Origin of the sequence: Vibrio porteresiae DSM 19223 (assembly GCF_024347055.1) — a bacterium.
GTDB lineage: Bacteria > Pseudomonadota > Gammaproteobacteria > Enterobacterales > Vibrionaceae > Vibrio > Vibrio porteresiae.
Genome location: NZ_AP024896.1, coordinates 653,321 through 667,618 on the forward strand (window position 1 = coordinate 653,321; position 14,298 = coordinate 667,618).

The following is a 14,298-nucleotide window of genomic DNA, read 5'->3' on the forward strand; positions in this document are numbered from 1 at the left end:
GACTGACGTGCTTGGGTGATTTTTTGAAATCCCCAGCCAAGCCCGACCAATACTGTGCCAAGTAACAGGTAGGAGATGGCTCGAAATAACGGAGATTATAGCCGTTGTTGACCAATTTTATCGGCCGCCAAAATAGCTTCAATAAACCGCTCTTTACTTGGGGTGCCAGGGCAAGACTGCCATTCAATTACTGACGCGGCTTTGTCTGCAACGATAGGTAGGTCGGCTGCGGTCATGCCGATTTCTGCCATGGTGATCGGTAATCCTAGCGCTTTATTGAAAGCGAGGATGCGATCAAATTCTGCGTCATTATTGTCGTATTTGAGTAGGCAAAGCACACCAAAGGCAACGATCTCACCGTGTAAATGGGATTCACACGCTGGGAGTAATGAGCTTCCGTAGTAAACGCAGTGCGCCAGTGAACTGTTGTAGTAATACTGATCTTTGGGCGCAATATCTTCGCTGATGTGAACTGCACAGTTAGAGACGATGCCCGTTAGCATCACTATGGTTAAGACCACTTCTTCAAGCTCGGCAGACACTCGGTTGTGTCGGCAATCTTCCAGTGCTTTTTGTCCGTGTTTGAGTAGCGGGTCGGTACAGGTTTTGGCAATGCCCAAACCCAGCGCTGGTAGGTGAGTTAGGGTTTTGTCACGACAGCAATATTCCACTTCGTACTCTTTACTGAGTGCATCGCCAATCCCCGCCCAGAACATGGCTTCGGGAGATTCTGCAATGACTTGCGTGTTGATAAAGGTATGGACTGGTGGGTGACTTTGGTAGAAGTATTCTGCAAACGAACCATCTTGGTGGTACATCACGCTAAGTGACGTGCATGCTGCGCAGTTAGAAGCCAAGGTTGGGAAGGTGAAGACCGGTTTACCGGTTAATGCACCTAATGTTTTGACAGTGTCACAAGCGCGACCGCCACCGACCGCAAACAGCATTTGTGCTTCTTGAACCTTAGGGTGGTCTTGTAGCTGGTGGACGCTCTCCATGGTGGCATCGCCGCCGTACCAGAGAAAATCAAGTAACACGGTGTCTGAGTTTTCAATGGCATTAAGTAGTGCTGGTTTGGCTTTCTCCATGGCCGTTTTGCCGCCGATCACCACGGCTTTGTGGCCGTAAGGGGCTGTCATGGCGCTGACTTTTTGATAGGCATCTTCACCGACGGTGTAATTAGGCAGATAGATGGTTTGATTTGACATGAAATGATCCTTTTCCCGTTCTTTTCTTCTAATTTCTTCACTACGTTCCTTTTTCACAAACGGCGTGCAGCTCTTCATGAGCGATGAAAGTAGCGGAGTGTCCCTGTTTGTCATTTTGCATTGTGGGCTGCTTTGACACTACCTTGTTCTTATGCAAATGAAAAGAGTGACAGAGTTAAATATCGCTTTAACTATATGATTATTATTGCTATTGTGTTTAATGTCGTTTAGATGGTTAGCTAAGTAAAACGGGGAATTAGTAGCGAGAAAATCTGAGAAATGAGCAAATACCGTTTAAATACGCATAAAGTTTAATATTCAGAAAAGATTGTCATTTTTGTCATGTGAACAGAAAAGAGGGGGGAAACTATCACACCTCCCTCATCTGAAATATCGTTTGTTTGGCTTGGGAAACTTTCCAGCTTTCGTTAACAGACTGCTTCAGTTACCAGCCTGCTTTAGTTACCATCCTGCTTTAGTTACGATCCAGTGCGTCTCGAATACCTTCCGCTATCTCTGGAATCTGCTTTTTCAGGGTATTGAGATCACCTCCAGAATCTGCTTGAAAGGTATGCTGTATCAGCGTTAAGGCTGCGCAGGTCTCTTTAAGGCGTTTATCAAGGTCATTACAGCTATGGTAGTTAGCAAGAATGTTGGCATAAGTTGGGTCTAAGCCTTTCGGATCGCTCATGAATCGATCTCCTGTATAAAATGGCAGCGATAACCTATGTATAGCTGGTTTATTGCTAAATAGTTATTATTTTTTATATGAATAACTTCGATTTAATTATTTTATTTATCGATGGATAGATATTTATTAAGTAATAACCAGAGTGGGTGAATTGCGCCAACTATACTTAGGATCTGTCTTGTTGGTCAGTGGCAAAAAATAATGGAAACTGTGCTGAAATTTTTTACGGTTCATCAAGAATATCTGTTGTTAATATTGGAAAAAGTGGCCATGTCTTTGGCTATTGTGATTGTTGTCGCGTTGTGCTCTCGCCTTATTAAACGAGGCGTGTATCGTGGGATGCTAAAGATCAGTAATAACGATGAGATTGTCGCCCGCTTGATTGCCAACGTGATGGCCTACTCGCTGTATGTGTTTGCTATCGTGATGGTTTTGAGTGTGTTTGGTATCAACACCTCAAGTTTGGTTGCTTTACTTGGTGCGGCGGGGATCGCGATTGGTTTAGCACTGAAAGATACCTTAAGTAATATCGCTGCGGGAATTATGCTGCTGTTTTTAAAACCGATGAAAAAAGGTGAGTTTATCGAGTTTGATAAATACTCTGCCACTGTGGTGGATATTGGCCTATTTACCTCAATATTTGAAACGGCGGATGGGGTGTATATTTCTAGCCCAAACAGTAATATTTGGGGTTCGACCATCAAGAACTTTAATCGTAATGCCAAACGTCGTTTGGATGTCACGATTCGTATTGCTTATAAAGATTCGATAGCCGATGGTTTTACGCTACTCAATGATATAGCAGATAACACGCAGTATATATTGGCAGAGCCTGAACGACAGCTTCTTGTTCACGCATTGGCGGATAATTCAGTCAATCTGCAGCTACGAGTGTGGTGTCCATCAGAGAAGTACTGGGATGTGTATTGGGATATCCAAAAGCGTATTAAACCTAAACAGGACGAAATGGGACTCACCATTCCGTTCCCACAACAGGACATCTACATCAAACGATAATCACGTTTATTTGTCGGCTGCGCGTTTTTCTTTTTTCAGTAAGTCGACCAAATGATCCATTAAGGCTTGTTTGGCGACTTTCTGATCAGAGCCAAAGTCCATTATTTTGGTCAGAGAACGTGCGTAGTTTTTGGGAGAATGGGGCAGTTGGCAACGTTGATAATAACTGAGGATAAAATCACGCATCTGTACGCCATTATTGCGGTCTAGCATTTCTGAATCGTGGCTGGCAGTAAGTGCCGGTTTATCGGTCAACTGCCAAGAGAGTTTGGTATGTTCTTTTAGCCATTGAGTAAGCAAATCAGCATCAGACATCGGTGGTCTCCAATCAATTGGTTTTCTTGAAGTATAAGCGATAACACCTTGATAGTTTGTATATTCTCTATTTATGACATTTTATTTCTCATTGGATGAGAACTGAGCCCCAATTTCACGCTCTTTGACTATTATGTAAGTAACTGCCGAGGAGGTGCCACCATGAAAGCATTAGTACGAGATATCGTTGTTAAATTGACAGATCAATCCCGCCGCTTTGTTGTGATGGAAGAGTGTTCTGAAGGATACAGATGCTTACCGCTCGACGCTGAAGGGGGGATTATCTACAACAGCCGTGATTACTATTTTGATGATTACGATGTGGTATTTGAATCTCTGATACCGAAGAAAAAATCACATTCATAAGAAAAGGGAGGCGTTGCCTCCCTTTGCTTTTCTATCACTTTTTTTCGATAGCTTTATTGGATAACGCTCGCTGTTGTCTGAGCTAAAGGTGCTCAATTTGCTGGCGTACCTCTGCAAACGGATAGTGTTCGAGTTGGCCAAATCCTTCCATTTTGCTCGCCTTTACTTTGGTTGTGAGCGGCGTTGCGATACCACATAAAAAGCGACTCAGTGCGGCGCTTGAAAGAGGTTGGCTGGTGGCTTGTTGAAATGGCGCTATCCAGCGTTTGATCTTGTCAGGATCCAGTGGGGCAAGCGCTCGCCCACTAAGGTGTGCAACATGACCTTCACACACTGAGCAGTGCTGACAATGCGTGGGCGCGTTATGATCGGCAAAGTAGGTCGCAAGGCGATGGCTTAAGCAGTCGGAGCTTTCGAAAAAAGCGATCATCTCTTTAATACGCTGAATCTCGCCCTGTTCTTTCTTAGCGAACAGCTGGTACAGTTCGTCCACCACTCGCTGTTTATCCGATGGTTTGGTGAGCACTTTGTAGACATCCGTCACTAAGGTGCTTTCAAGATCGATCCAACCCTTCTCATGAAAGTAATCCACTGCTGCGATGACCCGTTGGCGATCCGCGTGGTAACTTTGCCAAAGAGCTTCAAAATCAATGCTGTACCAAGTTTTTGCCATCACAGAACAATCGAAGATGGCTTGTACAAACGTCTGTCGTTCACCTTGGAAAGTCCCCACGATCTCCGCGATAGGACGAATCAGTTTAAAACGATACGTCGCGAAGTAGGTGTATTGGGATTCGATAATTTGGTTAAGTTCCAAATAAACCAGCAAGGTTTTAAGCGGCAATTGGCGGATGTTGGCATCACTAGATAGGCGTGAAATCATCACTTCCCAGTTGCCTTTTGCCGCTAAAATATCGTCCAGTACGTAAGCAATGGCAGATTTGTCCGGTGTGTCGCCGTAGACAAAGTTTTCCAGTACGTTGAGGTTGTCGGTATTGGCAAGAATCACGCAGTTTGACGGTTGACCATCACGACCAGCACGGCCGATTTCTTGAGAGTAGTTCTCTATCGACTTGGGCATATCGTAGTGAATCACTTGACGCACGTCGGCTTTGTCGATCCCCATACCAAAGGCGATGGTTGCCACGATGCAGGTCGATTTACCCTGCATAAATTGCAGTTGAATCGCTTCGCGCAGTTCATGCCCCAGGCCTGCATGGTAAGCCGTCGCGGCGATACCCTGTCGGGTTAAACGTTCAGCTACCTCTTGAGCGGTTTTTTGCAACGTCACATAAATAATGGTGGGTGCTTGCGGTGAACGCTGCATCAGAGAGTGTAATTGGTTGAATTTTTCCTCTTCTCGACACGGCAATACATGCAAATGCAGGTTAGAACGATAGAACCCAGTCACTGTGATATTGCCTGGTGCAATGCCAAATTTACTGCTCATATCGGCAATCACTTGCGGTGTTGCGGTGGCGGTTAGCAGTAAGACTTGAGGAATGTTTAGCTGCTGACGGTAGTGGGGTAGTTTCAGATAATCAGGGCGAAAATTATGGCCCCATTCAGAGATACAGTGCGCTTCGTCCACCACGAGCATTGAGATCGGCACTTGAGAAATGAACTGACGAAAACGTTCGTTTTTCAACCGTTCAACGGAAATCATCAAAATCTTCAGTTCACCACGGCGAGCTTGTTGCATGATCTGTTGCGTGGTGTGGTGATCTTGGGTGGAATCGATGCTCGCAGCGGCAATTCCTTTGCTATGTAAAAACGCCAACTGGTCTTTAATGAGCGCCAATAGCGGCGAGATCACCAAAGTAAGATGGGGGAGATGTAACGCAGGGAGCTGATAACAGAGCGATTTACCCGAACCTGTTGGAAAAATAGCGGCAGCGGATTGGCCTTTAATCACGTTATTGATGACTTCTTCTTGGCCGGGGCGAAGAGAATCAAATCCAAAATACGTTTTCAGTGTTTGCAGCATCAAGACAAGCCCTAACGGAAAAATAACTACGCGAGACCTTACGCTAAAATGCATAGATTTTCCAATGTGAGAAAAACCGTCTAAGTCGTAAATTTTGCTGTTCTTGTTTATAACATTATGTTACAAACGCATTGTTAATAACATAATGTTACTAACTCGATTGCTTATTCCACATAGGATTACGTTATTTTTCGGGAGTCATCATGCTTGAGAACAAGGAAACTGTGTCTCGCTTTAATCAATTTCTAAAGAGAAAAGAGATCGAATTTTCAGTCAAACGATACGCTATCGATGCCTTAGGCGCGATGGCACACGGGCTGTTTGCGTCACTATTGATTGGCACCATCATGAAAACGATTGGTGCGAAATTGGGAATCGATATTCTAGTGACTGTCGGCGGCTATGCAGCAGCAGCGACAGGGCCTGCGATGGCCGTTGCGATCGGTTATGCCTTGAAATCGCCACCTTTGGTGCTTTTCTCTTTGGTTGCGGTTGGTGGTGCTGCGAATGCACTGGGAGGGGCTGGTGGTCCACTCGCCGTGTTGCTAATTACGATCGGTGCAGCTGAAGCGGGGAAAATGATTTCTCGCGAAACAAAAGTCGATATTATCGCCACACCTTTTATTACTATCTTTGTTGGTGCGATCTTGGCTCTTCTGTTAGCGCCTTCGATTGGTAAAGCCGCGAGCTCTGTTGGGCAACTCATCATGTGGGCGACCGAACTACAGCCAATCTTGATGGGCATTGTGGTTTCAGTGATCATCGGTATTGCCTTAACTCTGCCTATCAGTAGTGCGGCGATTTGTGCGGCACTTGGTATTACTGGTCTAGCTGGTGGGGCAGCGTTGGCAGGTTGTTGCGCACAGATGGTCGGTTTTGCTGTAATTAGCTATCGAGAAAATGGCTGGGGTGGCGTCGTCTCTCAAGGCGTTGGCACCTCGATGCTGCAGATGGCGAATATTGTGAAAAATCCGCGTATTTGGATTGCACCTATTGTGGCATCGGCAATCACTGGGCCACTAGCAACCACGTTATTCCAACTGAAAATGAATGGTCCAGCGGTAGCATCTGGCATGGGAACATGCGGTCTAGTTGGTCCAATTGGTGTCTATTCAGGTTGGCTGACTGACATTGCGAACGGGCAAAAAGAGGCCATCACCAGTATGGATTGGATCTCCCTTGGACTCATCTGTGTTGTTCTCCCGGCGGTGATTGCTTTAGCGGTAAATCAGATCTTGAAGAAAATCGGGTGGGTTAAAGTTGGCGATTTAAAACTCGATTAACTCCTCACCAGTGACTAAATTCTCTTAAAGCCAAATAAGTCCAGTTATTCAATATGTTATTGGGTTTATTTGGCTCATTTCCCTCCACTTATCAGTAACGACCTCCTTGTTGTGGTAGCCCGACCTTGCTCAGATACAGAGTATCATTGCGATTAATATGGTTGATATTGTCATCTAATTTGGATAAGGTTGACATTATCAACTAATTATTTGTGTGACAAAATGAACTTTAAGAAATTGGCTATCACTTTGCCCGCTCCGATACTGATCGTATCGCTACTATCCTTATTCATGACCTATATTAACCACGGCTATCATGAAGACTTTTTCCAACTTTGGGGGCATGCTTGGGTATTTTCTATCTTAGTGATTTTACCTATAGCGGGTATTTTGATCATGAACATCGGACGTATCGTTGAGAAGCGCTACGGACATTGGTCTTTATTACAGCAGAAACTGCTGCAATGTGCGGGTATCGCGATCACTCTTGAAGCCATTTTGGCTGCGATCACCACCTTATCGACAATGCACGCCAGCAGCGTTGGTCAATTCTTATCCATCTGGGCGCTTACCCTAGTCAAAGCACTTCCGCTCGGGTACGTGATTGCCATGACGATGGTCTTTTTCGTCAAACCCCGTATTCAGCGTGCATTAGCAGCGTTGTAAAAAAGTGGTTTAAACCACTTATGTACCATCAATTTATAAACAAGATGACTTACAATGAGGTCATCTTTTTTTTGCAACTTTTCTCAACAGTCAGTTTGAAGATAAGAAAATCTCTCGCAATTGAAAGAACTATTTGGTTATAACATCAAGTTATTTGCATAAATAAGAGTCTGATTACACCATTAAAAGAGCAGTAATGAAGCAAGGAAAGTGGTTAGATGAAAACGGTTTATATATTGGGAGCTGGTTTTTCCGCTGAAGCAGGCGCACCAACCCAGAAGAAAATCATCTCAGAGGCATTTCGTTTACAAGCCCAAAGTCATGAGCATTTTCGCGATCAACGTATGTTCATGCTGTTTAAAGAATTTTTGACTACCCAACTGCACATCCATGATAACAACCATAAATTTGTCGACTTAGAGGATGTTTTTACGCCACTTGATCGCTGTTTATCGGAAAACTCACAGTTTCGTGGTATCAGTGTCAAACAGCTTTCTGATGTGCGCAAAGCGGCGTTTTATGTCATTGGTCAAACGATTCAATCGGTGATTCGCGAGGCAAATCCGGCAGCACGCCAGTACATCGATGATTTTGCCGCGTATTTAGTAAAAGCGTGTGAAATTCGCGCTCATAACCAGTACCGCTTTGCCGATCCAGTTAGCGTGATCAGCACGAACTGGGACGCTCTTTTAGATAACGCCTTATATCAAGCGATTCAACAAAACCAGACTGATGGTGTAGTGGATTATTGCTGCTATATTAGTGCTCACGATGATGATGATTCTTCGATTAAACCCGGTTTAGAAGTCCTTGGGCGCGGTGGCTATAACATTAAACTGCTTAAACCCCATGGTTCACTGAACTGGAAACAGTGCCCACGTTGCATGCGTCTGTACGCTAAATTTACTAACGATGATTTAAGTAGTTACTGGGCTAATGCTGAGTCATGCCGTCATTGCGATGAGAACTTCCCAGAAGAACGTGGTAATCACAAACTGTTCGCCAATTTGATCATGCCGACCTTTATTAAGGATTTGAATAATCCGCAATATAAAGTCATTTGGCAAAATGCGGGGATTGAGATAGCAGAGGCGAGTGAACTGGTTTTTATCGGTTATTCTCTGCCTAGTGCCGATTTTGAAATGCGCCAACTGTTGTCACGGATGACACGTAAGAATGCCAAAATACGCGTGGTTGATTTGGCAACCGATGAACAAAGGCGAAATGTGATACAGACCCGTTGGAATCAGTTCTTTGGTGAACGAGAAATTACTTATTATTTTGACGGTGCCACAAAATATATCGAAAAAATGATCCATAATTGTGCTTAGAATGATTCAACATCCATACGCTCATTTTTATTTGTGATGGATGTTGCTGTTCTCATCTCTTTGTTTTTATAACTATCATGTTGGCAAAGATAAGGGGTCATAATGCAAGACAGTCATAATAAATGGTTTTCTTTTGATTGCTATGGTGCAGTTGCTTGGATGAGTGGTATCGCTTACTTATTGTTTTTATTCGATGAAACTATGGATAGTGTCGTGATTACAGCACTTGCTGGGATGTCTCAGATGATCTATTGGCAATTAGTAAAAGGCTTTAATTATTTATTTCCTACGAATAAGTAGTCATTAGTTTCTCTTTTTTATTAAGTTTATAATTTTTATTTATCGAACGATATGTGGTTATTGTCTGCCTGTATTTAGGTATGGTTTTTATTTGCTTAACTTTGTTATAAATAAATTAGTCAATTTTTAAGTTATATTTTGTGATGGACCTTCGCCGAACATTTCTCGCTATATACTAAGTAAAGTCTTGTTTTTAGAACGATTAGGTCTAATATTTCGATGTTTATATTGGTTGTGTTATTAGGATAAGTGGCGGTAGCATAAGCCCATACTTCAGAGGGCTATTCACCTCTCACTTAAAGGAATTTACTATGACTCAAACACGTCAATATTTATACCTATCTCACGGCGGTGGCCCGATGCCTTTATTGGGAGATGAAGGTCACCAAGAAATGGTCGATACACTACGAGCGATTGCTCAATCGATTCCAAAACCTGACGCTATCTTAGTGGTCAGCGCTCACTGGGAAGAGAAAGTGGTCACGATCACCTCTGGTGCAAATCCCGCGCTTATCTACGACTACTATGGATTTCCAGAAGAGAGTTACAGTATTACTTACCCAGCGCCAGGTAATCCCGCTTTGGCCAAACAAGTCCAAGAAAAGTTAAGCCAATTTGGTATTGAGTCTAAATTGGACGAAAAGCGAGGCTATGACCATGGTCTGTTCGTGCCGCTAAAAGTGATGTACCCGGACGCCGACATTCCTTGTATTCAAGTTTCACAGCTGAGTAACCTAGATGTGGTAAGCCACCTAGATTTGGGTGCTGCGTTACGTGAATTGGATTGTGAAAACTTACTGGTTATTGGCTCGGGTTTCTCATTCCATAACATGCGTGCTTTCTTTGCGCCTGATATGCCAGAGATTCGTGAAGCTAACCAAGCCTTTGAAAATTGGCTTATCGATACCTGTACTAATCCAGAGCTAAGTGAAGCGGATCGCACACAACGTTTGGTGGAATGGGCTAAAGCACCAGCAGCGCGTTTTTGCCAACCTCGTGAAGAACATTTACTGCCACTGCATGTTTGTTACGGTATGGCGCAAAAACCAGCTGACCGTTTTTATGAGCTGACGATTTTAGGCAAAAAAGCGAGTATGTATTACTGGCAAGACTAACCCTGATTGCTGAATTCAAAAAAAGCACGAGCGTCCTGAAGCCTCGTGCTTTTTTGTTACTTACTCGCCAGCGGTAAGTATTGTCATCACTTTAATTCAATTCATTTTAATTCAATTCATTTTAATTCAATAGCTTGGTAGGCTGCTAGCGTATCCATTCCCGGTTGATTTAGACCTTGAGTGATACGTGAATAATGCTGAAGAGTTTTCTCTAAATAGCGTTTAATCGATGCCTGTTGCTCTGGAGATTGAGCTTGCCAAATATGCTTGCCAACGGGATGAATCGCCTCACCTTGCTCTGTGTGGTTTGACACCAACAGCATCTCATAAAAGCGGTGATTCTCTTCCACCAAACATTCTGCATGTAGGCTAAAGCTTTGCTTAATCAGAGCTTGGCGCAGCGCGTACTGATGGTGAACCGGGCAGAGTAAGTAGTCAAAAGAGATATCCGCATACCTTGCTTGTAGTGCCTCAATAAATTCCATCATTAAGTCGCCACCGACTCCTGCAATGATGACTAAGTGACGACCTGAAAATTGGTCTAAAGGTAGCTGTGCGACATCCAAACAGTGGGTATGCCAGCGGTGAGTATCATCACCGAAAAAATGCAGCAGCCGATTATGCAGGGTAGCCATTAGGTCTGGAACAATATCCACAAAATGTACGTTAGCGTGTAGATGCTTCTTCAGTAATGCCGCGCCAAGAAAACCGTGGTCGCAGCAACAATCCCAAATATGGTCATAACGAGGGGCGATAAGTGCTTCAATCTGCTGCAGTCGTTTACTCAATTTCACGGATACGGTTACCTATGGTTTATCGGCGGAAGTGGCCAGTTTTTTCTCTTCGGCATTGTACGGATTTTCATAGCCTAGTCGATGGCGAGTGCGATTTTTCTTAACCGGATAGTTCTTAACTGGACACACACCGTATTTTCTTAATCGGACACACACCTTAGTGTCGTGTGTGTCCGATTAACGATAATGCTTATGGTGTGTGTCCAGTTAAGAGGCATACGTGAAGAGACAAGCGCTAAGACTTGTTAGGTCGACCAAGCTCACTACCAATGTTATGAAAATCTATTAAATGCTAGGTAAGTTATATGGATTTTAAATAATAGAATGACGCTGATGCTTAATTCATTCCAGAAGAACTAACAAGAAGAGAATATCTTTATTAATTGCGCCTAATGTTGTGTTTATGAACGTTAATTAATCACTTGGCGTGATCGAACCAATGTTTTATTTATTTCAAAGTGATGAATAAATCTTTGTTGAATGACATTTAAGTATAATTAATCAAAATAAGGAGTTTTTATTATTCAAAGATCGCTTGCAGTGATAAGTCCTGTGATGTTGAGGTTTAATTCTGACCTTATTTCAAGGTTTATACTGCATGGCTGGATAGTAAAAATAAAATCAGTGGTTATATTTGGAGTGTTAGGATGAAGAATAATAAAATATCACTTGCTTTGGCTATTAGCTGTGCTTTATTTCCCTTGCAGCAAGCATCGGCTGCCGATAATCAAACACTAGAACAACGAGTGAGTGAATTAGAAGCGCAATTAAAGGCGACACAGGAAAAAGTAAATCAAAACGAACAAGTGGCCAAAGAAGCGAACGATAAAGCGTCAAGTTTTGAATTTCATGGCTATGCTCGTGCAGGATTAAATATTAACCAAAACTTCCAAGGCGCTCATGGCGGCAGAAGTAATACCATTGGCCCCCAAATGTCGATCGCTTCTGGCTTAGGTGCTTATTTCGGTCGTCTGGGCTTAGAAGATGACAACTATGTCGATTCTCGATTGACTCACTATCAACAAGCAGAAGATGGTACAAAATCTATGTATCAAGTCATGCTTTCTGCGGGTGATGAAACGGAAACCGACTGGGTAAGCGCCAGTTCTAGCAGCCTTAACGTCCGTCAACTGTATCTGGAAATGTCTGATATTGCCGCATTTAAAGACAGCGACGCTTTTGCTGGTTCGACACTTTGGGCCGGTAAACGGTACGACCGTGAGAACTTTGATATCGATTTTATTGATACGCACGTTATCTTTTTGACTGGGACTGGGGTAGGTATCTACGATGTAAAAATGGGCGATAATTGGCGTTCTAACTTTTCTCTTATAGGTAATCAGTTTGATGCGGATAGTGGCACCAGTTATGACTTAGAAGGGTACACCTTTACTTGGAATAACTTAATCGATGACCACTGGGAGATCATGTTTAACGCGATTGCGGCAAATAAGAATGATCAGCGTGCATCTCTCGACAGTGCCGTTAACCGTAATGATGTTGCTCAGTATGGTTTACATACCATGATTGGCTATAAAACTGATAGTTTTTATGGCTTGAAAGAGGGTTGGTCACGTACTGGTATGATGTATGGTCATGCCATGGGGGCAGAAACAAAAAGTATCGGTGAAGATAACCACTTATTAAAAGATGCTAACTCTGTCCGTTTTTATACTGTTGGCGCTACACCGATATTTGATAATTGGCGTATAGCACCATCATTATTGTCAGAATGGACAAAAGATCGTTATTTAAAAGGTGATGAATATAAATGGGCTGTGTTCAACGTTCGTTTAGCGCAAGAGTTTAATCCAAATTTTGAAATTGCTTATGAAGGAACATATCAGTATTTGGATTTGGATAATACATCAAAGCATATGACTGGGAATGTGTATAAAGCAACGATTGCTCCGACGTTTAAAATTTCCAATGTCGCTGGATTCTTTGACCGTCCTCAAATTCGTTTTGCCGTGAGTTATATTAACTGGAGTGACAAGTTTGAAGGCTCTTATTATATTAACGGTGTCGATTGTGGCATGGGTGAAAATAGTGAAACCGTGTTTGCCGTACAGATGGAGACTTGGTTCTAGCGATTCGTTTTATCACCCGAGCGTATGAAGACGTAAGATGGACACACACCTTATCGGTGTGTGTCCTTTTAAGCACGTGTCCTGTTAAGCGGTGTTTTATTTAACTCACTGATCTATAGAAAAACTTACGGTGTGTGTCCAGTTAAGGGAATCACAAGTTATGGTGTGTGTCCGGTTAAGGGGGATCACAGCAGATTGTCGACGACCAGCATATTCAGTTTGCTGGAGGCTTTGAGTTCGGCTTTGGTCAGGAGCAAAGCTTCTTTGAGTTCTTCGGAGTAGGTTTGTGGTGACAATGTCACAAATGATTTAATCGCGCATGGTCGCATATCGGATGAGGAGATGCCGCACAAAAGCCCATAGGTGCTGTCACGCAGTTCAAGTGGGTTAAAAATGTACAACAAGCACTCTTCTAATGTGTTGTATTGGTTGATGAAAGAGAAGCGAATCAGTCGGTCACTGTAGGTGACACTGCCAATGTAGTAGATTTCGCTGCTGCGGCCATTGGGAGTCACCACACTGATCGTTAGGGTCGCGGTATGCTGATTGCCTTCTTTGTCTGGCAGAATTTTGATAACGCCATCTTTAACACGGTTATAGCGGCCATCATAAAAATAGAAGTAGAGTTGATCCGCATTATGAAACGTGGTCATGGTGGAGTGAGGCTTCACTGTCTCTATGTTTGCTGTGACACGATAATCAATCAGTTGATTGGGGGTAATGTTGAGCGCGCCCGCCAGTGAAAACAGCGTTGGCATATCCAGAGAGATTTCGCCGGTTTCATACTTGGAAACTGTCGCACGGCTCTTGTGGATTCGTTCGGCCAGTTGGGCGATAGTGAGCCCACGTGTTTTGCGATAGTTGCGAATACGACTGCCTACGTGGCGATTAATGTTCAGGTGTTCATCCATGTCGGTTAACTGTCCTTGCGTAAGAGCGTTACGCTTAAGTTCAATCTCAAACCCTTTTACTTACCTCTAGAGGTTCGTATTACGGTCTATTTCCCTGTTTTATTTGCGACTTTCATCACATTGAGGCTGAATGTAGCAAAATAGTGCCGATAATTCTATTTATAAGAGAATTAACCACAATAAAGTTTCGTTAAACGAAACTTTTGCCATTTGGTGAAACGCCA

Annotated in this window: 14 protein-coding genes; 8 read left to right on the plus strand and 6 right to left on the minus strand. The window is 43.3% G+C overall.

Annotation, left to right across the window (positions count from 1 at the left end; genetic code table 11):
* Positions 1 to 95: 95 nt before the first annotated feature.
* Positions 96 to 1,208, minus strand: a complete 1,113-nt coding sequence (locus OCV11_RS19515) for an iron-containing alcohol dehydrogenase family protein (protein ID WP_261897685.1) — start codon at positions 1,206 to 1,208, stop codon at positions 96 to 98.
* Between the two features lie 475 nt (positions 1,209 to 1,683).
* Positions 1,684 to 1,899 carry a hypothetical protein gene (locus OCV11_RS19520; protein WP_261897686.1) on the minus strand — a complete coding sequence of 72 codons (216 nt, stop codon included), beginning with the start codon at positions 1,897 to 1,899 and terminating at the stop codon, positions 1,684 to 1,686.
* A gap of 270 nt (positions 1,900 to 2,169) precedes the next feature.
* On the opposite strand from OCV11_RS19520, the gene OCV11_RS19525 reads away from it, so the two are divergent.
* Positions 2,170 to 2,916, plus strand: a complete 747-nt coding sequence (locus OCV11_RS19525; RefSeq protein ID WP_315972764.1) for a mechanosensitive ion channel family protein — start codon at positions 2,170 to 2,172, stop codon at positions 2,914 to 2,916.
* Positions 2,917 to 2,922: 6 nt separating this feature from the next.
* Here OCV11_RS19525 and OCV11_RS19530 read toward each other — a convergent pair whose 3' ends face one another.
* Positions 2,923 to 3,231, minus strand: coding sequence for a hypothetical protein (locus OCV11_RS19530; protein ID WP_261897688.1), 309 nt, complete (start codon positions 3,229 to 3,231; stop codon positions 2,923 to 2,925).
* A gap of 162 nt (positions 3,232 to 3,393) precedes the next feature.
* On the opposite strand from OCV11_RS19530, the gene OCV11_RS19535 reads away from it, so the two are divergent.
* Positions 3,394 to 3,597, plus strand: coding sequence for a hypothetical protein (locus tag OCV11_RS19535; RefSeq protein WP_261897689.1), 204 nt, complete (start codon positions 3,394 to 3,396; stop codon positions 3,595 to 3,597).
* Positions 3,598 to 3,679: 82 nt separating this feature from the next.
* On the opposite strand, the gene OCV11_RS19540 is transcribed toward OCV11_RS19535, so the two are convergent.
* The gene (locus OCV11_RS19540) at positions 3,680 to 5,587 is read right to left on the minus strand and encodes a RecQ family ATP-dependent DNA helicase (RefSeq protein WP_261897964.1); all 1,908 of its coding nucleotides are present in this window, start codon (positions 5,585 to 5,587) and stop codon (positions 3,680 to 3,682) included.
* A gap of 200 nt (positions 5,588 to 5,787) precedes the next feature.
* Here OCV11_RS19540 and OCV11_RS19545 point away from each other — a divergent pair, with 200 nt between their 5' ends.
* From OCV11_RS19545 to OCV11_RS19565, 5 genes are all read left to right on the plus strand, one after another.
* Positions 5,788 to 6,867, plus strand: coding sequence for a PTS transporter subunit IIC (locus OCV11_RS19545; RefSeq protein WP_261897690.1), 1,080 nt, complete (start codon positions 5,788 to 5,790; stop codon positions 6,865 to 6,867).
* A 222-nt stretch (positions 6,868 to 7,089) separates the two neighbouring features.
* The gene (locus OCV11_RS19550; protein ID WP_261897691.1) at positions 7,090 to 7,533 is read left to right on the plus strand and encodes a DUF2798 domain-containing protein; all 444 of its coding nucleotides are present in this window, start codon (positions 7,090 to 7,092) and stop codon (positions 7,531 to 7,533) included.
* A 218-nt stretch (positions 7,534 to 7,751) separates the two neighbouring features.
* The gene (locus OCV11_RS19555) at positions 7,752 to 8,864 is read left to right on the plus strand and encodes a hypothetical protein (protein ID WP_261897692.1); all 1,113 of its coding nucleotides are present in this window, start codon (positions 7,752 to 7,754) and stop codon (positions 8,862 to 8,864) included.
* A gap of 102 nt (positions 8,865 to 8,966) precedes the next feature.
* On the plus strand, positions 8,967 to 9,164 hold the full coding sequence (locus OCV11_RS19560) for a hypothetical protein (RefSeq protein WP_261897693.1): 198 nt from the start codon (positions 8,967 to 8,969) through the stop codon (positions 9,162 to 9,164).
* A 311-nt stretch (positions 9,165 to 9,475) separates the two neighbouring features.
* Entirely contained in the window at positions 9,476 to 10,279 is an 804-nt protein-coding gene (locus OCV11_RS19565) for a DODA-type extradiol aromatic ring-opening family dioxygenase (protein WP_261897694.1), read from the plus strand.
* A 116-nt stretch (positions 10,280 to 10,395) separates the two neighbouring features.
* On the opposite strand, the gene OCV11_RS19570 is transcribed toward OCV11_RS19565, so the two are convergent.
* On the minus strand, positions 10,396 to 11,073 hold the full coding sequence (locus OCV11_RS19570; RefSeq protein ID WP_261897695.1) for a tRNA (adenine(22)-N(1))-methyltransferase: 678 nt from the start codon (positions 11,071 to 11,073) through the stop codon (positions 10,396 to 10,398).
* 647 nt (positions 11,074 to 11,720) lie between these two features.
* Between OCV11_RS19570 and OCV11_RS19575 the strand changes: the two genes are divergently transcribed.
* A complete protein-coding gene (locus OCV11_RS19575; protein WP_261897696.1) occupies positions 11,721 to 13,163 on the plus strand; it encodes a carbohydrate porin in 1,443 nt (480 codons plus the stop codon).
* Positions 13,164 to 13,348: 185 nt separating this feature from the next.
* Here OCV11_RS19575 and OCV11_RS19580 read toward each other — a convergent pair whose 3' ends face one another.
* On the minus strand, positions 13,349 to 14,074 hold the full coding sequence (locus tag OCV11_RS19580; RefSeq protein ID WP_261897697.1) for a helix-turn-helix domain-containing protein: 726 nt from the start codon (positions 14,072 to 14,074) through the stop codon (positions 13,349 to 13,351).
* Positions 14,075 to 14,298: the final 224 nt, after the last annotated feature.

What these genes read in the sequence shown, in the direction of transcription:
- OCV11_RS19515 (WP_261897685.1), bottom strand. Translation starts at nt 1,208, where the DNA reads ATGTCAAATCAAACCATCTATCTGCCTAATTACACCGTCGGTGAAGAT.
- OCV11_RS19520 (WP_261897686.1), bottom strand. Translation starts at nt 1,899, where the DNA reads ATGAGCGATCCGAAAGGCTTAGACCCAACTTATGCCAACATTCTTGCT.
- OCV11_RS19525 (WP_315972764.1), top strand. Translation starts at nt 2,170, where the DNA reads ATGTCTTTGGCTATTGTGATTGTTGTCGCGTTGTGCTCTCGCCTTATT.
- OCV11_RS19530 (WP_261897688.1), bottom strand. Translation starts at nt 3,231, where the DNA reads ATGTCTGATGCTGATTTGCTTACTCAATGGCTAAAAGAACATACCAAA.
- OCV11_RS19535 (WP_261897689.1), top strand. Translation starts at nt 3,394, where the DNA reads ATGAAAGCATTAGTACGAGATATCGTTGTTAAATTGACAGATCAATCC.
- OCV11_RS19545 (WP_261897690.1), top strand. Translation starts at nt 5,788, where the DNA reads ATGCTTGAGAACAAGGAAACTGTGTCTCGCTTTAATCAATTTCTAAAG.
- OCV11_RS19550 (WP_261897691.1), top strand. Translation starts at nt 7,090, where the DNA reads ATGAACTTTAAGAAATTGGCTATCACTTTGCCCGCTCCGATACTGATC.
- OCV11_RS19555 (WP_261897692.1), top strand. Translation starts at nt 7,752, where the DNA reads ATGAAAACGGTTTATATATTGGGAGCTGGTTTTTCCGCTGAAGCAGGC.
- OCV11_RS19560 (WP_261897693.1), top strand. Translation starts at nt 8,967, where the DNA reads ATGCAAGACAGTCATAATAAATGGTTTTCTTTTGATTGCTATGGTGCA.
- OCV11_RS19565 (WP_261897694.1), top strand. Translation starts at nt 9,476, where the DNA reads ATGACTCAAACACGTCAATATTTATACCTATCTCACGGCGGTGGCCCG.
- OCV11_RS19575 (WP_261897696.1), top strand. Translation starts at nt 11,721, where the DNA reads ATGAAGAATAATAAAATATCACTTGCTTTGGCTATTAGCTGTGCTTTA.
- OCV11_RS19580 (WP_261897697.1), bottom strand. Translation starts at nt 14,074, where the DNA reads ATGGATGAACACCTGAACATTAATCGCCACGTAGGCAGTCGTATTCGC.